Origin of the sequence: Chryseobacterium daecheongense (genome assembly GCF_003729955.1) — a bacterium.
GTDB classification, from domain to species: domain Bacteria; phylum Bacteroidota; class Bacteroidia; order Flavobacteriales; family Weeksellaceae; genus Chryseobacterium; species Chryseobacterium daecheongense.
This window is the reverse complement of record NZ_RJTX01000001.1, coordinates 411,599-431,898: the sequence shown is the minus strand read 5'-3', so window position 1 is coordinate 431,898 and position 20,300 is coordinate 411,599. Positions and strand designations below refer to the sequence as shown.

At 35.8% G+C, this 20,300-nt stretch carries 21 protein-coding genes; 16 read left to right on the top strand and 5 right to left on the bottom strand.

Annotated features, from left to right (window positions below; all coding sequences use genetic code 11):
• Positions 1 to 34 precede the first annotated feature (34 nt).
• Entirely contained in the window at positions 35 to 682 is a 648-nt protein-coding gene (locus tag EGI05_RS01930; RefSeq protein WP_123261386.1) for a hypothetical protein, read from the top strand.
• Between the two features lie 51 nt (positions 683 to 733).
• On the opposite strand, the gene frr is transcribed toward EGI05_RS01930, so the two are convergent.
• Together frr and pyrH are read right to left on the bottom strand one after the other, a co-directional pair.
• The gene (frr, locus tag EGI05_RS01925; RefSeq protein ID WP_123261385.1) at positions 734 to 1,288 is read right to left on the bottom strand and encodes a ribosome recycling factor; all 555 of its coding nucleotides are present in this window, start codon (positions 1,286 to 1,288) and stop codon (positions 734 to 736) included.
• Positions 1,289 to 1,404: 116 nt separating this feature from the next.
• The gene (gene pyrH, locus EGI05_RS01920; RefSeq protein WP_123261384.1) at positions 1,405 to 2,112 is read right to left on the bottom strand and encodes a UMP kinase; all 708 of its coding nucleotides are present in this window, start codon (positions 2,110 to 2,112) and stop codon (positions 1,405 to 1,407) included.
• Between the two features lie 167 nt (positions 2,113 to 2,279).
• Here pyrH and porQ point away from each other — a divergent pair, with 167 nt between their 5' ends.
• The 5 genes from porQ (at position 2,280) to EGI05_RS01895 (ending at position 5,366) form a co-directional block, all read left to right on the top strand.
• Positions 2,280 to 3,272: a type IX secretion system protein PorQ gene (gene porQ, locus EGI05_RS01915; protein ID WP_123261383.1), complete on the top strand. Its 993-nt coding sequence runs from the start codon at positions 2,280 to 2,282 to the stop codon at positions 3,270 to 3,272.
• 94 nt (positions 3,273 to 3,366) lie between these two features.
• Positions 3,367 to 4,041, top strand: a complete 675-nt coding sequence (cmk, locus tag EGI05_RS01910; protein WP_123261382.1) for a (d)CMP kinase — start codon at positions 3,367 to 3,369, stop codon at positions 4,039 to 4,041.
• Positions 4,042 to 4,135: 94 nt separating this feature from the next.
• Complete coding sequence (locus tag EGI05_RS01905) at positions 4,136 to 4,480, top strand: YtxH domain-containing protein (protein ID WP_123261381.1); 345 nt, start codon at positions 4,136 to 4,138, stop codon at positions 4,478 to 4,480.
• 76 nt (positions 4,481 to 4,556) lie between these two features.
• Positions 4,557 to 4,865 carry a phage holin family protein gene (locus EGI05_RS01900; protein WP_123261380.1) on the top strand — a complete coding sequence of 103 codons (309 nt, stop codon included), beginning with the start codon at positions 4,557 to 4,559 and terminating at the stop codon, positions 4,863 to 4,865.
• A 3-nt stretch (positions 4,866 to 4,868) separates the two neighbouring features.
• Complete coding sequence (locus EGI05_RS01895; protein ID WP_123261379.1) at positions 4,869 to 5,366, top strand: phosphoribosyl-ATP pyrophosphatase; 498 nt, start codon at positions 4,869 to 4,871, stop codon at positions 5,364 to 5,366.
• 136 nt (positions 5,367 to 5,502) lie between these two features.
• Here the strand turns inward: EGI05_RS01895 and EGI05_RS01890 are convergent, their stop codons facing one another.
• Positions 5,503 to 6,228 carry a TrmH family RNA methyltransferase gene (locus tag EGI05_RS01890; RefSeq protein WP_123261378.1) on the bottom strand — a complete coding sequence of 242 codons (726 nt, stop codon included), beginning with the start codon at positions 6,226 to 6,228 and terminating at the stop codon, positions 5,503 to 5,505.
• Here EGI05_RS01890 and tamL point away from each other — a divergent pair.
• Complete coding sequence (gene tamL / locus EGI05_RS01885; RefSeq protein ID WP_123261377.1) at positions 6,214 to 8,814, top strand: translocation and assembly module lipoprotein TamL; 2,601 nt, start codon at positions 6,214 to 6,216, stop codon at positions 8,812 to 8,814. The two genes, EGI05_RS01890 and tamL, sit on opposite strands and share 15 nt — an antisense overlap.
• On the opposite strand, the gene EGI05_RS01880 is transcribed toward tamL, so the two are convergent.
• On the bottom strand, positions 8,811 to 9,428 hold the full coding sequence (locus EGI05_RS01880) for a SanA/YdcF family protein (protein ID WP_123261376.1): 618 nt from the start codon (positions 9,426 to 9,428) through the stop codon (positions 8,811 to 8,813). The two genes, tamL and EGI05_RS01880, sit on opposite strands and share 4 nt — an antisense overlap.
• The gene (locus EGI05_RS01875; RefSeq protein ID WP_123261375.1) at positions 9,425 to 10,549 is read right to left on the bottom strand and encodes an iron-sulfur cluster-binding domain-containing protein; all 1,125 of its coding nucleotides are present in this window, start codon (positions 10,547 to 10,549) and stop codon (positions 9,425 to 9,427) included. The genes EGI05_RS01880 and EGI05_RS01875 overlap by 4 nt, the downstream gene beginning before the upstream one ends.
• Positions 10,550 to 10,581: 32 nt before the next feature.
• On the opposite strand from EGI05_RS01875, the gene EGI05_RS01870 reads away from it, so the two are divergent.
• The 9 genes from EGI05_RS01870 (at position 10,582) to EGI05_RS01830 (ending at position 20,257) form a co-directional block, all read left to right on the top strand.
• Positions 10,582 to 11,145, top strand: coding sequence for a TlpA family protein disulfide reductase (locus EGI05_RS01870; RefSeq protein ID WP_123261374.1), 564 nt, complete (start codon positions 10,582 to 10,584; stop codon positions 11,143 to 11,145).
• An 18-nt stretch (positions 11,146 to 11,163) separates the two neighbouring features.
• Positions 11,164 to 12,135 (top strand): FecCD family ABC transporter permease, encoded by a 972-nt coding sequence (locus EGI05_RS01865; RefSeq protein ID WP_185144945.1) that lies wholly within the window; start codon positions 11,164 to 11,166, stop codon positions 12,133 to 12,135.
• A 69-nt stretch (positions 12,136 to 12,204) separates the two neighbouring features.
• Entirely contained in the window at positions 12,205 to 13,128 is a 924-nt protein-coding gene (locus EGI05_RS01860) for an ABC transporter ATP-binding protein (protein ID WP_123261372.1), read from the top strand.
• A gap of 162 nt (positions 13,129 to 13,290) precedes the next feature.
• Positions 13,291 to 13,740, top strand: coding sequence for a MarR family winged helix-turn-helix transcriptional regulator (locus EGI05_RS01855; protein ID WP_123261371.1), 450 nt, complete (start codon positions 13,291 to 13,293; stop codon positions 13,738 to 13,740).
• 64 nt (positions 13,741 to 13,804) lie between these two features.
• Positions 13,805 to 16,210, top strand: coding sequence for a 3-hydroxyacyl-CoA dehydrogenase/enoyl-CoA hydratase family protein (locus tag EGI05_RS01850; protein WP_123261370.1), 2,406 nt, complete (start codon positions 13,805 to 13,807; stop codon positions 16,208 to 16,210).
• A 28-nt stretch (positions 16,211 to 16,238) separates the two neighbouring features.
• Positions 16,239 to 16,601, top strand: a complete 363-nt coding sequence (locus EGI05_RS01845; protein ID WP_123261369.1) for a four helix bundle protein — start codon at positions 16,239 to 16,241, stop codon at positions 16,599 to 16,601.
• Between the two features lie 39 nt (positions 16,602 to 16,640).
• Positions 16,641 to 17,819: a thiolase family protein gene (locus tag EGI05_RS01840; protein ID WP_123261368.1), complete on the top strand. Its 1,179-nt coding sequence runs from the start codon at positions 16,641 to 16,643 to the stop codon at positions 17,817 to 17,819.
• An 86-nt stretch (positions 17,820 to 17,905) separates the two neighbouring features.
• Entirely contained in the window at positions 17,906 to 19,696 is a 1,791-nt protein-coding gene (locus tag EGI05_RS01835; protein WP_123261367.1) for an acyl-CoA dehydrogenase family protein, read from the top strand.
• A 225-nt stretch (positions 19,697 to 19,921) separates the two neighbouring features.
• Positions 19,922 to 20,257 carry a YegP family protein gene (locus EGI05_RS01830; protein WP_123261366.1) on the top strand — a complete coding sequence of 112 codons (336 nt, stop codon included), beginning with the start codon at positions 19,922 to 19,924 and terminating at the stop codon, positions 20,255 to 20,257.
• The last annotated feature ends 43 nt before the right edge of the window (positions 20,258 to 20,300 follow it).

Sequence of the window (20,300 nt, the reverse complement as noted above, 5' to 3'; positions counted from 1 at the left end):
CTTTTTGCACTACAATAGATACCAAATCATCATCATGAGAACACTATTTCTAATTATCTGTTTCCTAACTTTCTTCTCATGTAAGAAGGAAAACAATCAAAATACAGGGAAGAATTCAACTTCTTCGGACAGTTCTGTAATCAGTCAAACTAAAGTAGATTCAGTAAAAAATGAATCTTCTCCCGTAGAAGAGATCAAAAAAGAGTATGAAAAATTCCAGGACCTTCTTATTACCAAAAAGTTAGACTCAGTAAAATTTGAATACGATTGTAATGGTGAAAGATCTGGAAAAGTTGTTTTTTATTCAGATAAAGAAGGCTTGAGGATCATACAACATTCTTATGCAGAATACAGTCATTTTTCTTCAGTTGAAAATTATTATGTAAAAAACAATAAGCCTTTTTTCATTTTTAAAGAAGATGTATCATGGAATTTTGATGGTGGAACTCCGGAAAAGCCTATTACAAAAGATGATATTACCGAACAAAGAATATATCTGCAAAACAATAAAGCAATAAAATGTCTTGAAAAAAACTACTCCATAAGATCGGGTGACAGTCATAACCCGAACCCTCAGAAAACTGCCAACAAAGAAGTGAATTGTTCTGATGAAGAGCTATTGAAAACCTATCAATTACTGATGAAGAATAAAGAAAAGCGGAGGAAAATCCAATGTTTATAAAAACAAAAAGAGGCCTCAAATGAAACCTCTTTTTTATATTTAAGACTGAAATTATACTTTCATAATTTCAGCATCTTTCACTTTAAGATGTTCGTCACAAAGCTTTACATACTTATCTGTAAGGGTCTGAATTTCCTCTTCCACTCCTTTTACTACATCTTCAGAAACACCTTCAAGCTTTTTAAGCTCTTTTAAGCCGTCTTGTCTTGCGTTTCTTACCACAATTTTTGTTTGCTCTGTTTCAGCTTTAGCCTGTTTTGCAAGCTCTCTTCTTCTTTCCTCCGTTAAAGGCGGAACATTCAGGATAATATTTTCCCCGTTGTTAGAAGGTGCAAAACCTAAATTAGAATTGATGATCGCCTTTTCAATTGCGTTGATCGCAGTCTTATCCCAAGGTTGAATAGAAATCGTCATGGCATCCGGAACAGACACATTAGCAACCTGGTTGATAGGAGTCGGGGCTCCATAATATTCCACCATTACATCCTGAACCATCGCCGTAGAAGCACGTCCTGCTCTGATCTTTTGAAATGCATGATCCAAGTGCTTGATAGCCGCTTCCATGTCCTGTTTTACAGATTCTAATATAAGATCTAATTCTTCCATTATATAATTAAAATTTGATAGGTTACACATTTTATAAATGATGATTGATAAATGATAACGATAGGTAATAGTAATTTATATATTCAAAATCCTAATTCCTATTATCTGCTGCCCATTTACAAATCAACTAAAGTACCAACATTTTCTCCTTCTACAATTTTCAGCAAATTGCCTTCCTTATTCATATCAAAAACGATGATTGGTAATTTATTTTCATGACTTAAAGTAAATGCGGTCATATCCATCACTTTAAGATTCTTTTCAAAAACTTCGTCGAAAGATAATGAATTATATTTTACCGCATCTGCATTCTTTTCAGGATCGCTGTCGTAGATTCCGTCTACTCTGGTTCCTTTTAAGATCACATCGGCTCCGATTTCAATTGCTCTCAATGTAGCGGCAGTATCTGTTGTAAAGTATGGGTTTCCTGTTCCGGCTCCGAAAATAACCACTCTTCCTTTTTCCAGGTGTCTTACGGCACGTCTTTTAATGAAAGGTTCCGCCACTTTGTCCATTTCGATGGCAGATTGTAATCTTGTTTTGATCCCCGCATCTTCCAAAGCGCCCTGTAAAGCCATTCCGTTGATCACAGTAGCCAGCATTCCCATATAATCTCCCTGTACTCTGTCCATTCCTTTCGCAGCACCTGCTACTCCACGGAAAATATTTCCTCCTCCAATAACGATGGCAACTTCACAGCCTTTATCCACTACTTTTTTGATTTCCGCAGCATATTCCTGCAGCCTTTCATTATCAATACCATATTGTCTGTTTCCCATTAAGGCCTCACCACTCAGTTTCAGAAGGATTCTTTTATATTTCATCTTTAATTTTTAATAAATTTTTTGATCGGGAAATTTCCCTAAAATTTGACTTTGCAAATATAATCATTAAAAATATTGAAAAAAGAAAAATATTTACATGTAAATAATGTTAGAAATATTTTGAAAAGTACGAAAAAGGATTATTTTTGCATTAATTATAAATTGAATTGAAGAAAATTATCATTTTTTCATTATTTCTGTCAGGATTGGTTTCTCATGCACAAACGGGAACCAATGTTTATCCCTTTTTAAATATCCCTGTATCTGCAAGACAGGCTGCTCTAGGAGGTGATGCAATTACCATAAGAGATTATGATGTTTCCTTTGCGATTGCCAATCCAGCTTTACTGAATAAGGATTCTGACAAACAGCTTTCCATCAACGGAGCTGCTTACCTGGCCGATTCCAAATATGGAACCATTGCTTTTGCCAAAGATTTTGATAATGGTCATATGGCTACCATCAATGCAAGATATATGAGTTATGGTGATATTCCGAGAACGGACGACAGTGGTTTTGAAAACGGTAACTTTACCGCTTCCGATGTAGCTGTTGGAGCAGGATACGCCTACCAGTTTGAAGAAGACTGGACGATTGGTGGAGGGATCAATTTTATTACTTCGAAGATTGATAATTATACTTCTTCTGCCATAGCAGGAAATGCCGGAATTACCTACCATAATAAAAAAAGTAAAGAGGTGGTTTCCGTGGTGTTCAGAAACTTCGGATATCAATTCAAATCATTTAATGGAGAAAGAGAAAACCTTCCTTTCAGAGTAGATCTTGGATACACCAAGATTTTAAAAGCTTTTCCTCTTGCTATTACCATTACGGCACATGATCTTCAGCAGTTTGATATTTCCTCCGAATATAATGTGAACGGGCAGGAAGTGAACGCCGGAAGAAAAATTGCAGATCACTTTTCCCTAGGAGCCGAACTGTTCCCTGAAAAGAACTTCAACATCAGATTAGGATACAATGTAAAAAGAGGAAATGAGCTGGCTGTAGCGGACCAAAGAAACTTCTCTGGACTTTCTGCAGGATTTGGGATCAAGCTTTCAAGATTCCGTATCGATTATGCTCATGTGAGATATCATAACTCTTCTAATGTGAATCAGATAGGCGTTTCTGTAGATCTTACAAGCCACGCCGGATACTAATACATGCGAAATTTTTAATGCTAAATAAACAGGAACCTTAAGAAAATCTCTTAAGGTTTCTTGATTTTTAAGAAAATTTCTTGAAATTTGCGGTATGAAAAAACCTGTAATAGCAATCGATGGGTACTCGTCTACCGGAAAAAGTTCAATATCAAAGGTCATTGCCGAAAAGCTTGGGCTTGTCCATCTCGATACCGGTGCACTTTACAGGGGAATTACGTGGTTTGCTCTTCAGAATTGTACAGACAAGAACGGCTCAATAGATCTGGAACAACTTTTTTTATCGCTGCACAACATTCAGCTTGAATTTAAAAATTTGGATGAGGAACTTATTCTTCATCTTAATCATGAGGATATATCCAAAGAAATCCGTTCCAACGAGGTTTCTGATAATGTAAGTGTAGTGGCCAAACAAAAAGAAGTACGTGATTTTTTACTTCAGTATCAACGTTCTCTGGCAGAGAAAGGCGGCATTATTATGGACGGACGTGACATAGGGACAGTAGTTCTGCCCAATGCTGATTTTAAGTTCTTTCTTACCGCAAGTATTGATGAAAGAACCAAAAGAAGGTATCATGAGCTTTTAAGTCTGGGAATAGAGGCTGAAGAGCAACAGGTAAAAGAAAACCTTATTGAAAGAGATAAAATAGACAGCGAAAGAGAAATAGCTCCGCTTAAACAAGCAGAGGATGCTATTGTCATAGATAATACCTTCCTTACCAAGGAAGAAACCATTGAAAGCATCTTGTCATACCTTAAAAATTTTTAACAAATTTTAATAAGACAAAATTTCCTTTGGTATGTAAATTGTAATCAATATTACTGTAAAAACTAATATTTATTAACTATTAAAAAAACGAAAAATGTCTAAAAAAAACAATACAGCAGGTATATTGGCAGGACTTTTGGCAGGTGCTGCAGCAGGTGTAGTATTAGGAATGCTTTATGCTCCTGAAGAAGGTAAAGAAACAAGAAAAAAGATTAAAAATAAAGCAAACGATCTTAAAGATCAGGCTAAAAACAAGTACGGAGAAGTTTCTGAAAAGGTAAAAGACCAATACAGCAACATTTCTTCTACATTTAAAGAAACAGCCAGCAATGTAGCTCATACAGTGAAAGATGGCTATGACAAATATAAAGATCAGATTGTTTCTAAAACTACTGATGTAGTGAAAGACGTAGAAGCAGAACTAAATGATCTTAAATAAGATTTAATAATTTTCGAAATTATGAAAGGAACTTTGTGTAGTAAAGTTCCTTTTTTTGTAACTTTAAAAAAAAACAATGATAGAGACTATTAAAGAATATGCATCGAAGAGAATAGACCTGCTGAAAATTGAAGCGACTGAAAAGTCATCGCTTTCTGCAGGGATCATTACTTACCTTGTAGTATTATTAGTAGCTTTTGCTTTTTTTATCATTCTTTTCAATTTTGGAATAGCATTTCTCATTGGTAAAGCATTAGATAATACTTCATATGGGTTTTTAATTGTTGCTGCATTTTATCTTGTCATCATGTTTGGCATTATTGCTTTCAAGAAAACCATTGTAAACTCAGTAGCAGATCAGGTTATTAAATTTTTAAATCATTAAACTATGGGCAGAAATTATGAGAGCTTAGAGGAATTAAGGAGAAAGAAAAAATTATTGAAAAACGAGATCAATGATTTGGAAGGCCTTCTTACTTTCAAAAATACCAAAGAAAGCTTAAGTGCATTCACCAATGGTTTAACAGATCAGTATCTGCAGGAAAAAGTGGATGAAGACGGTGATGAAAAGGTTGTGCTTAGAAAAGATGTCATTGCCAAGCAAATCACTTCCGAAGTTAAAGATTTGCTTATCAGCAAAAATACCGCAATGGGAATTGCCAATTCTGCTTTCAAAGGAAATGCAATGGATGCTGTGATCAAACTTGGGATTACAGCAGTAGTGGGAAATTATGCTAAGAAAAGTATGAGCAGCCCTAATTGGAAGAAAAAAATGTTAGGTCTCGCTATGATTTACTTGGCTCCTGTTGCCTTGAAATTCGTCAGAAAAAAATTGGAAAACTACCAGAAGAACAAAAGTGTTTCCAGTATGGAACAGCTGATATAATCATAAATTAGTCGTTAGAAGTTAGGAATTAGTAAAATTTATAGAACATTCAATTCAAACAATAATCTGATAATGTTTATCTCTACTCTATTATAACCTTATCAGAATTATCTTTTCTAACTTCTAACCTCTAATTTTATTTAGAAAATAATTGTCCTAAAATAATTCCTGCCGCCATAGAAACGTTCAGGCTCTCTGTGGACTGCGATTTCCCAAATCTTGGAATACTGATGCTTTTCTGAAGCAGCTTTTCCGTCTCCGGACGCATTCCGTTTCCTTCATTTCCTAAAATCAGGTTGATTTTTTCAGGTCTTTGGAAAGTATAAATGTTTTCCCCTTCCATATCGGTTCCTATATTGATATTCTTTGTATTTGACAAATATTCCACAAGATCACAGTACACCATATTTACTCTTGTAAAAGATCCCATACTTGCCTGGATCACTTTTGGATTATAAAAATCTACAGTGTCATTACTGCAAATAATCTGCTCAATCCCGAACCAGTCGGCCAAACGGATAATCGTTCCCAGGTTTCCCGGATCCTGGATTCCATCCAGTACCAATTGAACATGCTGATCTTCCATTTTCTCTTCAGGGTTCAGATAGCAAACCGCAATGGAATCTTTTGGGGTCTTTAAAAAACTTACTTTTTTCAGCTCATTTTCAGATACATGAGTTACCGGTACATCTGTACGGTCTAATTTTTGCGGATCAGTAGAAAATATTTCTTTAATTTTAAAGTTAGATTGGAAAAGTTCACAAATGATTTTATTACCTTCAACCAAAAACAAATTGTATTTTTGTCTGAACTTCTTTTTATCCAAAGACTGTAAAACTTTTATTGTATGAGCTGTAAGCATTATAAGAATTCTCCTCAAAAATATTATAAAATTATCTCATTTGCAACATTTGTTGGTCTCCTTTATGCTTGTAGTACCACGAAGAAGGTTCCGGACGGAGAATACCTGCTTACCAAAAACAATTTTGAATTCGAAGATAAGAAACAGTTCTTTGATGAGGAGCTGAAAAGTTATGTTCAGCAAAAGCCCAATAAGAAACAATTGCTTTTCATGCCGTTGAGTTTATGGTTCTATAACATGGCCAATCCAAAATATGATACCATTCTTAATGAATACATGACCTATCCCAGTGAAATGAGAGATCAGAAATTAAGAGACTCACTTTTCCTGAAATATAATATGAAAAGCAGTGTGGGAAAAAGCCTGTTTTGGGACAGACTGTTCCACAGTTGGGGATCTCCGCCTGTCATTTTAGATCAGACAAGGACAGAAAAAGGAGCCGAATCTATCGATAAAAGGCTTACTTACAGAGGATATTGGGACGGACAGGTAAAGTTTAAACATGAACTGGATTCTGCTGCTAAAAAAGCTGCAGTAACTTATTATATTACTCATAATGACCCAACTTATATCAAGGATTATTATTATAATATTCCTGATGCCAATATTAAAGAACTTTACAAGCAAAAGCTTCATAACAGCCTTATAAAATCTGGCCAGATTCTTGACCAAACCGTACTGGAAAAGGAAGTTACAAGAATCAATGAAATGATGAGAGAAAAAGGCTATTACAGATTCAATAATTCCAATGAAGAAATCTACTTTGTGGCTGATTCACTGAAAAGCAGAAAACAGGTTCCTCTTACCTTGGAAATCCATAAAGATTCTGCGGACAGTCCTTATAAAATTGCAACCATAGGCAATATTGATGTTGCCGTTGTTGATGAGATGAGTGATTATCCTAAAAATACATTTAAAGACAGCTTAAGAGGGATCAGATTTCATAAAGTGAATGAACAGTATAAAACCAGAGCATTGTGGAGAGCCATCACGGTAGGACACAAACAGGTCTATGATCAGAAAAAACTGGATCTCACCAAAAGAAACCTCTTATCCATGAATAATTTCAGTATTCTGAAAGCTAAAGATTCATTGCGAAGAGGAGGTGATATTTCTCCCAATGACAGTATTATTGATGTGATGTATATTTTGAAACCGCTTCCTAAGTATGAATTAAAAGTAGGAACGGATATTAATTATTCTCAGCTGTTAAACCTGGGAATTTCTCCATCAGTAGATTTAACCACAAGAAATGTTTTTAACGGGGCGGAAAACCTTTCAACCAGTCTTTCAGGGACTTTCGGATCGATTAGAAGTACCAAAAATATTGATAAAAGAGTTTTGGCTTATGAAATTTCTGCACAAGCTGCACTTACTTTCCCAAGACTTTTATTACCATTTGATTATTATAAATTGTTGCCCAAAAGATATAGTCCTACTTCATCCATCGTTTTAGGAGCCTCTATTCAAAATAATATTGGGTTGGGAAGAGTGAATTTCAATACCGGTTTGAACTATATGGCAACCGTAAATGATAAAGTTTCTCACAGGCTTACTCTTTTTAATACACAGCTGAGTTTAACTAAAAATAAAGATGCTTATTACGATTATTTTGTGAATGATGAGCAGGTAAGAAGCGAGATTTTCACAGATTATTTCACCTATAATCCGACAGCGGGACAGGCATTTTTTGCGGGACAGACTACTATCGATCAAGTTTCCACACAAATCGTAAACGATCAGGGATACAGAAATAACCTTGATCAACAGGGAGCCGACCGTCTTACTGCATTTTTAGGGACATTGATCAATAAAGACAGACAGACACAGGATGTTATCATTTCTTCCATGATTTATAATTTTGTATACAATGAGATTGGAAAGAAAGATTATCCTAATGCTTTTTATTTCAACGGTAAAGTGGAATTGGCAGGAAATATTTTAAGCATATTCAACCAGAAAAGAGATGAAGGAGGTGTGGTAACCAGCCCTCAAAGAACAATTTTCGGAATTCCATATGCTCAGTTTGTGAAATTTGATATTGATGTAAGAAAATATTTCAAATTCAATGGGAATCAGACGTTAGTGCTTCGCCAATTTGTTGGTGTGGGGATTCCATATGGTAATTCTTCTACAATGCCTGTGATCAGATCATATTTCAATGGAGGTTCCAATGATATCAGAGCTTGGGTTGCATTTGGCGGGTTAGGTCCGGCCGATTCTCAGGTGGATGAAAGAGTGCGTACTTATATGACGGATAACCTTAAACTTACGACAAATATTGAATATAGGGTTCCTTTCAATGAAATGTATGAAGGTGCAATATTTACCGATATCGGGAATACATGGAGTCTCCGTAATTATAATGATGGATATGGAGATGAATTTAAATTCAATAAGTTTTTAAGACAAGTAGGTATAGGTAGTGGATTCGGATTGAGAGTCAATGTAGCGTATATCACTTTAAGACTGGATCTGGCTTATAAAATCTATGACCCCAATAAACCGGATGGTGAAAAATGGAGATTCAAATACTTCCAGCCATTTAAGCCGACATTAAATATTGCTTTCGGATATCCATTCTAATCCGGAGATATTCCTAGTATGAAATAAACTACAGCGATCACTCTGGCGAAAATTTCCCGGAACTGATTCCTGTAGTAGCTTTCAGGCTTGCTCACATCCTGGGCATCAAATCCCAGTGCATTCATATTGTTATTTCTGGCAAAGAACAAAGCACGGAGATTATGAAACCCCTGTGAAACAATAATCACATCATCTTTTTTATAAACGTCTTTACAACGCAAAATACTTTTATAGGTATTAAAACCTTTCGGATCTTCTACAATAATATCTTCCGGAACACCTTCCTGATAAATCAGATAGTTTTTCATCGCCGCAGGTTCATTATATCCTTTGCTTTTTTCACCACTTACGATGATCTGCTTTATTTTTCCATGATGATAAAGTAAGGCCGTCGCATCCATTCTCTTGGTAAAATACGGATTAGATAATCCCGATCTCATTTTAGGGGACGTTCCTAATACAAGTGCAATTTCGCGGGGCGGTATTTTGGAGATTTTAGTATAGGTCCTTCCGTTGGTAAGGGCAAAAACCCAGGCATTAGCAAGGCATATCAATAGAATTCCTGTCTCTATTGATACAAATAAAAGGTTAAATATGTTTTTTACGATTCTCAAATGAGATCAAAGTTAAGCTTTATTTTCTTAGTTTTTGCAATTGACATACAGGCTAAAATATGTCCGTGTGCTTCCTCTTTTTCCGTTAAATATTCATTTTCAAGCAATTCCACTTCCCCTTCTTCGAGGATACATTCACAACTGCCACAAATCCCTGATTTGCATGAATAAGGGACCTGAAAATTCTGAACCAATAATTGTTGCAAAATCTTCTCCTTATTATCAGGAAGCTCGGTATGATACTCTTTTCCCAGCATTCTGAATTCCACTTCCACATTTTCAATCAAAGGAAATTCTTTTTCAAGAGGATAAATATCATCATTATATTCTTCAAAAAGTTCAAAATGAATGTTTTTTTTCGGAATTCCATGATGATAGCATGCATTCGCGAGCGTTTTGATCATCTCCCCTTTTCCGCAGATCAAAACTTCATCCACTGCATCCCAAATGGTGGATTCTTCATCTGTATCATCCAGATGTAGGATTTGATTGATAATTAAATTCAGCTTTCTGTCATCCAATCTTCCATAAAAAAATTGGTCTGCCGTTTTTTCCTGGGAAAAGAAATAAAAGATCTGTAATCTTTCACCGCATTTTCTGGCCAGATTATCCAACATATCTCTATAAATCAACTCCTCCGAATTTTTATTTCCGAAAAACAGGAACAGTCTCGTTCTGGGCTCATTATGAAGAATATTCTTGAAATGACTTAAAATAGGAGTAATTCCAATTCCGGCTGCAAATGCTACAATCGTTCTGAATTCACTCGGTTTCGAAACCATAGTAAACCTTCCATTGGGCTCGCTCACTAAAATTTCATCTCCTTCATTATAGTTCTTAAATAACTGAGCTGTTGCACCTTCAGAAGAATTAACTTTTATTCCCAAGCATATTTTTTTCTCATACGGAGCCGAAGTCATTGAATAATCATTAATAACATCCTTACCATGAGCCTGAAATTTCACACTCACAAACTGTCCCGCTTCAAACTTGAAATTTTCCTGCAAATTCTCAGGAATTTCAAACTCCAGAGAAAAAGTATTTTTGGTAAGTTCTGCCTTTTTCGCTATTTTTAACCAATGAAACTGCGTCAGTTTCCCCTTATAGATTTGTTGTTCCATACTTCAATTCAAAAATAGATAAAAAAATAATTATGAAGAAGATAATTTTATCCACGCTGGTTCTGATTGCTCTCTCCGCCTGCAAAAAAGAAAGCACAAAAGTTGACGAGACAGCTCCGTCTTCGGATTCTGCTTCTGTAGCAAATAATCCGGAACCCGAAAAAGCTGCCTACTTCAACCCTGAAACCAGTCCTGAAAAAGTAGGTCAGATTTTAGCTCAAAATAATGATACGGTATATGTTACCAATTTCTTTGCAACCTGGTGCGGACCATGTATGAGAGAAATCCCTCATTTTAAAGATAAAATGCAGGAATTGAAAAATAAACCGGTAAAATTCACCTTCATAAGCCTGGATGATAAATCTGAATGGAACGGCGCCGTTAAAAAATTCGCGGAAGACAATAATCTTGCTGCCCATATTGTTTTATTGGACGGGCAAAAGCTGGACCCTAATTTCTTTAAGAACAACTTTAAGCAATGGGACGGCGGCTCAATTCCCTTCACTCACATCAGAAAAGGAGATAAAACCGATGAAACATTAGGAATGATGTCTGAAGGCATGTTAAACTCAAAGATCAATTCCTTTTTAAAATAACAGAATTCTTTCTGAATAATGTCAAAACCATTTAAAATCCTGTGTTTGGTATTTCTGATCGTAATCATGATTGCTGCGATTATTAATCTGAACACCGGATTTTTAACTTTACATCTCACTGATTTTTTCCAGGATTCCGGAAACAGCCAGATCGCGGAGATCCGTGTCAATAGGGTTTTGGTAATGCTTTTAGCAGGAATTTCCATTCCTACCTCGGGTTTTCTGATGCAGGAATATTTTCAGAATCCATTGGCAGGACCTGATATTTTAGGGATTACTTCTGTGGCTAGTTTATCAGTAGCGTTTTATATTTTCTTTTCGTCAAATCTTCAGTTGCCGGAATTTCTGCAGAACAGCTTTTTAAGTATAACCGCTATTGGCGGAAGCTTATTGCTGATGTTGGTTTTGTTATCAATGTCTAATAAATTCCAGGATAAATCTTACCTTATTATATTTGGATTTCTCGTATCTGCATTTGCAGGAGCTATTGTTTCTTTATTGCAATTGTATGCTGAAAATCAAAGTCTGAAAAACTATATTTTATGGTCTTTCGGAGCTAATAATATGGTAACTAGAAATCAAATTATAGTTTTATCCATATTAATTTTTACAGGATTGTTTATTTGCTTTAAAACCATAAAACCTCTGATTGGAAATTCATTAGGAAACTCTTATGCACAAAGTCTGGGAGTGAATTTACAGCATTTGAAAATATTGATCATCACTGCATCTTCCCTGCTTTCCGCATCTATTACGGCATTTTTAGGCCCTATTTTATTTATCGGAATTATTGTGCCACATTTTTGCAGGCTGCTCTATAATCCAGCCAAATTATGGCAGCAATGGATATTGAATATGTTATTAGGAATGCTGATCATGCTTCTATTCTCTATTGTAGCTGAGAAAACGATGATTCCATTGAATGTTATAAGCTCTGTATTTGGAATCCCGGTGATACTGTTTATGCTTTTAAAACAGAATAAAGTGTAGATATGAATGGGTAAATTTTTACAATCTGAAATTTAAGCAACCAGATTAATCATAAGTATTAGAAAATAAATGCATCTACAAATCAAACAAGCCAATATTGGTTATACTACCCACTTAATTTCAAATGCCAATGCAGAATTGAAATTAGGTGATGTGTGCTTGTTGATCGGTAATAATGGGGTAGGAAAAACCACGCTTATCAAATCTATTTTACATCAGGTTTCTCTACTGAACGGGGAAATTCTAATCAATAATAAAAATGTCAAAACTCTTTCCGTTAAAGAAATAGCAGAAAACATTGCCGTTGTTTTTTCCAAATCACTCATTCCTCAGAACTATACAGTAGAAGACCTTATCTCCTTAGGGAAATACATCTACTACCCTTTTTATTTTGAATTAAAAAAGAAAGACAGAGATGAAGTTTCAGAGATTATTGCGGAGCTTGATTTAAGCCAGTACAAGCATACTCTTCTCAAAAATCTTTCGGACGGGAATCTTCAAAAAGCTTTTATTGGAAGAGCTTTAACCCAGAATTCACCTGTCATTATCCTTGATGAGCCCACTACTCATCTGGATGAAAAAAATAAGATCATCATTCTTAAAACACTTCGAAAGTTAGCGAAAGAACAAAATAAACTCATCTTATTTTCATCCCATGACTGGCGGTTAGCAAAAGAGTTCGCAGATAAAATTTGGTATATTAAGGAAAATCACTTGTATTCAGGAATTGTTGAGGATATTCTTCTTCAACATGAAGAATTAACCAACGCTTCTTTATTTGAGGTCAATGAAAACTTTGTTGCTCCCCAAATCACAGCTCCGGCTTTTTATAAGGAAATGCTGTATTCTTTACTCCAGAAAAACATCCAAAAAGATCTTTCAGACTTCAATTTTGAATTTCACAATGGTTTTTGGGCTATCTCAAATAATACCCTGCACTACCAATGTGAATCTTTCGAAGAAATCATTAATTTTATCAAAAACATTCATTAATACTTAATTTTCTTTATGTATATCACATACTATGCATGCATAGTATTATGCTAATCATACAATTTAATCATCTTATTATCAAATCATTAACAAAATTTAACGTAAATAAATGCTATGCATGCATAATATTTACTAAATTTGGGTAAAACCATTACCACAATAATGATGGATAATAAAGAAAAAATAGAAAACGTCGATTTAATTTTAAAACAAACCTGGTTAGCTGTATCAAAAATGTACTCAGATATGGCTCATGAATATGATTCAACAGCAGTTCAGGCTCTCACACTGCTTAAAATTGATCCCAAAGAAGGAACAAGAAGTACCAATTTGGGACCTAAAATGGCTATTGAACCAACTTCGCTCACCAGGATTATCAAACTTCTTGAGGATAACGGATATATCTATAAGGAAAAAACCACCACTGATAAACGGGAAGTAATTATTAAACTTACTGAAAAAGGATTAAACTCAAGAAACCTCTCAAAAGAAGTGGTCGTGAACTTTAACAAAAAAGTCATGGAAAGAATTCCCGTAGAAAAAATGGAAGTCTTCAAAGATGTCATGACTGAAATTATGAAAATCGCGAACGATCTTAACAATAGAAAATAAAATAAAGTAAAATGAAACCGAAAGGTTCCATCTGACCAATTAACAAATAAATAATAATTTACAGATGAAAAGAAGAATCAAACATGTGACGGTTCTCGGTTCAGGAATTATGGGAAGCGGTATCGCGGCACACTTCGCCAATATTGGTGTGGAAGTGTCATTGCTGGATATTGTTCCTTTTGAATTGACTGAAGCTGAACAGAAAAAAGGTTTGACCAAAGAAGATAAAGCAGTAAGAAACAGGATCGCTGCGGAAAACTTTGAAAAACTGAAGAAAGCAAGCCCGGCTTTGCTTTATTCACAAAAATTTGCTGACAGGATAAAAATAGGAAACTTTGATGATGATTTACCGAAAATAAAAGATACGGACTGGATCATCGAAGTTGTGGTGGAAAGACTCGACATTAAAAAATCTGTCTATGAAAAGATCGAACAGTTCAGAAAACCGGGAACATTAATTTCTTCTAATACCTCCGGAATTCCTATCCATTTATTAACGGAAGGAAGAAGCGAGGATTTTAAAAAGTATTTTGCAGGAACCCACTTTTTTAATCCTGTAAGATATCTTCCTCTTTTAGAGATCATTCCAACCAATGATACAGCCCCTGAAATTGTAGATTTCTACATGAATTATGGAGCCAAATTCTTAGGTAAAACTACTGTTTTAGCTAAAGATACACCTGCATTCATTGCCAACAGAATTGGAGTTTTCTCCATGATGGATCTCCTTCACAACGTTCAAAAATTAGGATTAACCGTTTCTGACGTTGATAAATTAACAGGACCTGTAATCGGACGTCCAAAATCTGCCACATTCAGAACGGCGGATGTTGTAGGTCTTGATACTTTGGTTATGGTTGCCAATGGAGTTCGTCAAAGCGGAGCTGAAGCCAATGATTTTAATGATGTATTTGCACTTCCGGATTATATCCAGAAAATGGTAGATAATAAATGGCTGGGCTCAAAAACAGAACAGGGATTCTATAAAAAAGTGAAAAACGCAGAAGGAAAATCTGAAATTCATGGGCTGAATCTTGATACCTTAGAATATGAGCTTCAGGGAAAATCTTCATTCCCTACTCTGGAATTAACTAAAACTATTGATAAACCGATTGACAGATTTAAAGTTCTGATCGGTGGAAAAGATAAAGCAGGCGAATTGTACAGAAAATCTCTGGGAGCATTATTCGCTTATGTTTCTCATAAAGTTCCTGAAATCTCTGATGATATCTACAAAATTGATGACGCTATGAGAGCAGGTTTCGGTTGGGAAAACGGACCATTTGAAATCTGGGACGCCGTTGGTGTAGCAAAAGGTGTTGAATTGGCAAAAGAAGCAGGATACGAAGTTTCAGATTGGGCGAAATCTTTAGCTGAAAAAGGAGGAACGTTCTATAAAGTGAATGATGAAGGCCAAAGCATTTATTATGACAAAAATTCAGGAAATTATAACAATATTCCTGGGCAGGATGCATTCATCATTTTAGATAATATCAGAAAAAACAAAACACTCTGGAGCAATTCCGGGGCTGCTATTGAAGACTTAGGCGATGGAATCATCAACTTCGAGATCCGTTCTAAAATGAACTCTCTTGGTGGCGAAGTATTAGACGGATTAAACAGAGCTATCGACTTAGCTGAAAAAGAGTATGACGGTTTAGTAATTGGAAATCAAGCGTCTAATTTCTCCGTGGGAGCCAATTTAGCCATGATCCTTATGATGGCTATCGAGCAGGATTGGGATGATTTGAATATGGCCATCGCATATTTCCAGAAATCGATGATGAGAGTTCGCTACTCCTCTATTCCTGTAGTGGTTGCCCCTCACGGAATGACTTTAGGAGGTGGTTGTGAAATGACCATGCATGCCGACAGAGTGGTTGCAGCAGCAGAAACATATATAGGATTGGTTGAAACCGGCGTTGGAGTAATTCCTGGTGGTGGTGGTACAAAGGAGTTAACCTTAAGAACTTCTAGAGAATTCCACAATGACGACGTTAAAAATAATAGACTTCGTGATGCCTTCATGAACATTGCGATGGGTAAAGTGGCTACTTCTGCTTATGAAGCTTATGACATGGGAATCCTTGAAAAAGGAAAAGACATCGTAGTTGTAAATAAAAACAGGCAGATCGCAGAAGCTAAAAAGGTAGCCAGATTATTGGCAGAACAAGGGTATACTCAACCTATTCAACAATCTGTAAAAGTTTTAGGTAAAGATGCTTTAGGTATGTTCTATGTAGGAACAGATCAAATGCTGACCGGAAATTATATCTCTGAGCACGATAAGAAAATTGCAGACAAATTAGCTAACGTAATGGTGGGAGGAAATCTTTCCGAACCTACCGTTGTAACGGAACAATACCTATTGAACCTTGAGAGAGAAACTTTCTTACAGCTTTGTGGGGAAAGAAAAACATTGGAGAGAATTCAGTACATGTTACAGAATGGAAAACCGCTTAGGAATTAGAAGTTAGATATTAGATATTAGAAACTAGATGAGTGCACATAGATTACAAGACTTAATTATTTGGAAGAAATCTATGGTTTTGGTTAAAGAAATTTATCTTTTAACGGAGAAACTACCCTCCGAAGAAAAGTTTGGTCTTACTCCTCAAATCAGAAGATGTGCAGTTTCAATTCCTTCTAATATCGCTGAAGGTGCAGGAAGAAATAACATGAAAGAATTTAATCATTTTTTAGGTATTGCTTCAGGTTCTTGCTATGAACTTGGAACACAACTAATTCTTTTAATTGATTTAAGTTTTATAAATGATGATGATGTCACACCTTTATTAAATAATCTAAATGAAATTCAGAAGATGATTTATAAGTTTAAAATTAATTTAACAAAAGGTTAGAAACCTAATATCTAACCTCTAAATTCTAACTTCTAAAATATGAAAACAGCATACATAGTAAAGGGTTACAGAACGGCCGTTGGAAAAGCTCCAAAAGGAAGTTTAAGATTTACAAGACCCGATGTAATGGCGGCTACAGTTATTGAAAAATTGATGGCTGAACTTCCGCAATTAGACAAAAACAGGATTGACGACCTTATCGTAGGAAATGCAATGCCTGAGGCTGAACAGGGCTTGAACGTTGCCCGTTTGATCTCCTTAATGGGACTGAATACAGACAAAGTTCCGGGGGTTACAGTCAACAGATATTGTGCATCAGGAAGCGAAGCGATCGCCATTGCTTCAGCAAAAATCCAAGCTGGAATGGCAGACTGTATCATCGCAGGAGGTACGGAATCTATGTCCTATATTCCAATGGGAGGTTATAAACCGGTTCCGGAAACGGATATTGCAAAAACCAACCCCGACTATTACTGGGGAATGGGCTACACTGCGGAAGAAGTTGCCAAACAATATAAAATCACAAGAGAGGAACAGGATCAGTTTGCATTTGAATCTCACATGAAAGCTTTAAAAGCTAATCAAGAAGGCAGATTTGTCAATCAGATCGTTCCTATTCCTGTTGAATATAACTTTCTGGATGAAAACCAGAAAATGCAGACTAAAAAATTCGATTTCTCAGTAGATGAAGGCCCAAGAGCAGATACTTCTTTGGAAGGTCTTGCAAAATTAAAGCCTGTATTTGCCAATGGAGGAAGCGTAACTGCCGGAAACTCTTCACAAATGAGCGACGGGGCAGCTTTCGTAATGGTAATGAGTGAAGAAATGGTGAAAGAATTAGGACTGCAGCCAGAAGCAAGATTAGTAGCTTATGCAGCAGCCGGGCTTGAACCAAGAATTATGGGAATGGGGCCCATCTATGCTATTCCAAAAGCATTAAAACAAGCAGGTCTTGAATTAAAGGACATTGAATTGATTGAGCTGAATGAAGCATTTGCTTCTCAATCCGTTGCCATTAAAAAAGAATTAGGACTGAATCCTGACATTTTGAATGTAAACGGAGGTGCCATTGCTCTGGGACACCCTCTTGGATGTACAGGAACAAAATTAACCGTTCAGCTTCTTGATGAAATGAGAAAACGCGGAAACAAATACGGAATGGTTTCAATGTGTGTAGGAACAGGACAAGGAGCCGCATCAATATTTGAACTACTTTAAAGTGTATTGATATATAATGTAATTTGATATTAATATATTTATATGAACACTTTAACACAAACAATTAATCTAAAAAAATTAAAATAATGAGTGATACACTTAATAAAACATTAAAAGGAGGAGAATTCCTGATAAAAGAAATTCCAGCTCAGGAAATCTTCTCTTTAGAAGAGCTTTCAGAAGAACAAAAAATGCTTCGTGATTCTGCAAAAGAATTTATAGACAGAGAAGTAGTTCCACAAAAAGAACGTTTTGAAAAGAAAGATTACGCATTCACAGAAGAGGTAATGCGTAAACTTGGGGAAATGGGAATGCTTGGAATTGCAGTTCCGGAAGAATATGGTGGTCTTGGAATGGGATTCGTAACTACCATGTTAGCTTGCGACTATATTTCCGGTGTTACAGGTTCATTAGCAACAGCTTATGGAGCTCATACGGGAATTGGTACCCTTCCTATCGTTTTATATGGAACTGAAGCTCAAAAACAAAAATATCTTCCGGATTTAGCTACCGGGACAAAATTCGGAGCTTACTGTTTAACAGAGCCGGATGCAGGTTCTGATGCCAACTCAGGGAAAACAAAAGCAAAACTTTCCGAAGACAGAAAACATTATATCATCAACGGGCAGAAAATGTGGATTTCCAATGCAGGATTTGCAGATACATTCACTTTGTTTGCTAAAATTGATGACGATAAGAACATTACAGGTTTTGTGATCAACCGTTCTGAATTGGAGAATCCCGGAAGCTTGACTTTTGGTGAAGAAGAACATAAATTAGGTATTCGTGCCTCTTCTACCCGTCAGGTTTTCTTTAATGATATGAAAATTCCTGTTGAAAACCTTTTAGGAGAAAGAAATAACGGATTTAAAATTGCGTTGAACGCATTGAACGTTGGACGTATCAAATTAGCTGCTGCATGTCTGGATGCACAAAGAAGAATTTTAAACCATTCTATCCAGTATTCTAACGAAAGAAAGCAGTTTGGGGTTTCCATCTCCACTTTCGGAGCGATCAGAAAGAAAATTGCTGAAATGGCAACCGGAGTTTTCGTAAGTGAGGCAGGTTCTTACAGAGCAGCAAAAAATATCGAAGATAAAATCAATGAACTGGTTGCGGGTGGTTTAGATCACCAGGCAGCAGAATTGAAGGGTGTTGAGGAATTTGCAGTTGAATGTTCCATTCTTAAAGTTTTCGTTTCCGACCTGGCTCAGCATACTGCGGATGAAGGAATCCAGGTATACGGAGGAATGGGATTCTCTGAAGATACACCAATGGAAGGTGCATGGAGAGATTCAAGAATTTCAAGAATTTATGAAGGAACTAACGAAATCAACAGACTCTTAGCGGTAGGAATGTTGATCAAGAGAGCAATGAAAGGAGAATTGGATTTGTTATCTCCTGCAATGGCTATCAGCAAAGAATTAATGGGTATTCCTTCATTTGAAGTTCCGGACTACTCTGCTTTCATGAGTGAGGAAAAAGCCATTATTGCTAATCTTAAGAAAGTATTCCTGATGGTTTCCGGGGCTGCTCTTCAAAAATATATGATGGATATTGAAAAGCAACAACATTTACTATTAAATGCTTCTGAAATCCTGAACCAGATCTATATGGCTGAATCTGCAATTTTAAGAGCAGAAAAACATTTCTCTCCTGATTCTGTGGAGGCTGCAATGGCTCAATTAAACCTTTATAAAGCCGTTGAGAAGATCATTGTAGCTGCTAAGGAAGGAATTGTTTCTTTTGCCGAAGGAGACGAACAGAGAATGATGCTTTCCGGATTGAGAAGATTTACTAAATATACCAATCATCCGAATGTAGTGGCTTTAACTGAGAAGATTGCTGCCCATTACATTGAAAAAGGAAGCTATTAGTCTTTATAAATATATAATTTGATTTTGAACGTCTCATTTTGAGACGTTTTTTTTATTTTTAATAAATTTTCATTATTTTTATTAAAAATATTAATTGATGAATTCATTATGAATGCCTTTTATTTGATTTCACCCTCAGTTTCTTTCCAAATTACCAAATAAGGGCTACAGGTACCAAAGAAAATAATGACAAAAAACTAAAACCGTTAACTAAAATATTATACTATGGGAAAATTTATTATCTCCAAAAGAACTAACGATGATTTCCAATTTAATCTTAAAGCCGGAAACGGACAGGTAATATTGACCAGCCAGGGATATAGCTCCAAGTCTGCCTGTGAAAACGGAATTGCATCTGTGAAAACCAACTCTCAGGATGATTCAAAATTTGAACGAAAAACAGCTTCAGATGGGAGATTTTACTTCAATCTTAAAGCGACGAACGGACAAATTATCGGCAACAGCCAGATGTATGAATCTGAAAACGGAATGGAAAATGGAATAGATTCTGTGAAAAGCAATGCTCATAATGCTTCTGTAGAAGATGAAACCAACTTATAATATTGTAAAAAATATTGACAAAAAAATGTCTCAACATGTTGAG

Excerpts from the sequence above, each read along its gene's own strand:
- EGI05_RS01930 (WP_123261386.1), top strand. The coding sequence starts at position 35 with ATGAGAACACTATTTCTAATTATCTGTTTCCTAACTTTCTTCTCATGT.
- frr (WP_123261385.1), bottom strand. The coding sequence starts at position 1,288 with ATGGAAGAATTAGATCTTATATTAGAATCTGTAAAACAGGACATGGAA.
- pyrH (WP_123261384.1), bottom strand. The coding sequence starts at position 2,112 with ATGAAATATAAAAGAATCCTTCTGAAACTGAGTGGTGAGGCCTTAATG.
- cmk (WP_123261382.1), top strand. The coding sequence starts at position 3,367 with ATGAAAAAACCTGTAATAGCAATCGATGGGTACTCGTCTACCGGAAAA.
- EGI05_RS01905 (WP_123261381.1), top strand. The coding sequence starts at position 4,136 with ATGTCTAAAAAAAACAATACAGCAGGTATATTGGCAGGACTTTTGGCA.
- EGI05_RS01900 (WP_123261380.1), top strand. The coding sequence starts at position 4,557 with ATGATAGAGACTATTAAAGAATATGCATCGAAGAGAATAGACCTGCTG.
- EGI05_RS01895 (WP_123261379.1), top strand. The coding sequence starts at position 4,869 with ATGGGCAGAAATTATGAGAGCTTAGAGGAATTAAGGAGAAAGAAAAAA.
- tamL (WP_123261377.1), top strand. The coding sequence starts at position 6,214 with ATGAGCTGTAAGCATTATAAGAATTCTCCTCAAAAATATTATAAAATT.
- EGI05_RS01890 (WP_123261378.1), bottom strand. The coding sequence starts at position 6,228 with ATGCTTACAGCTCATACAATAAAAGTTTTACAGTCTTTGGATAAAAAG.
- EGI05_RS01875 (WP_123261375.1), bottom strand. The coding sequence starts at position 10,549 with ATGGAACAACAAATCTATAAGGGGAAACTGACGCAGTTTCATTGGTTA.
- EGI05_RS01870 (WP_123261374.1), top strand. The coding sequence starts at position 10,582 with ATGAAGAAGATAATTTTATCCACGCTGGTTCTGATTGCTCTCTCCGCC.
- EGI05_RS01865 (WP_185144945.1), top strand. The coding sequence starts at position 11,164 with ATGTCAAAACCATTTAAAATCCTGTGTTTGGTATTTCTGATCGTAATC.
- EGI05_RS01860 (WP_123261372.1), top strand. The coding sequence starts at position 12,205 with ATGCATCTACAAATCAAACAAGCCAATATTGGTTATACTACCCACTTA.
- EGI05_RS01855 (WP_123261371.1), top strand. The coding sequence starts at position 13,291 with ATGATGGATAATAAAGAAAAAATAGAAAACGTCGATTTAATTTTAAAA.
- EGI05_RS01850 (WP_123261370.1), top strand. The coding sequence starts at position 13,805 with ATGAAAAGAAGAATCAAACATGTGACGGTTCTCGGTTCAGGAATTATG.
- EGI05_RS01845 (WP_123261369.1), top strand. The coding sequence starts at position 16,239 with ATGAGTGCACATAGATTACAAGACTTAATTATTTGGAAGAAATCTATG.
- EGI05_RS01840 (WP_123261368.1), top strand. The coding sequence starts at position 16,641 with ATGAAAACAGCATACATAGTAAAGGGTTACAGAACGGCCGTTGGAAAA.
- EGI05_RS01835 (WP_123261367.1), top strand. The coding sequence starts at position 17,906 with ATGAGTGATACACTTAATAAAACATTAAAAGGAGGAGAATTCCTGATA.
- EGI05_RS01830 (WP_123261366.1), top strand. The coding sequence starts at position 19,922 with ATGGGAAAATTTATTATCTCCAAAAGAACTAACGATGATTTCCAATTT.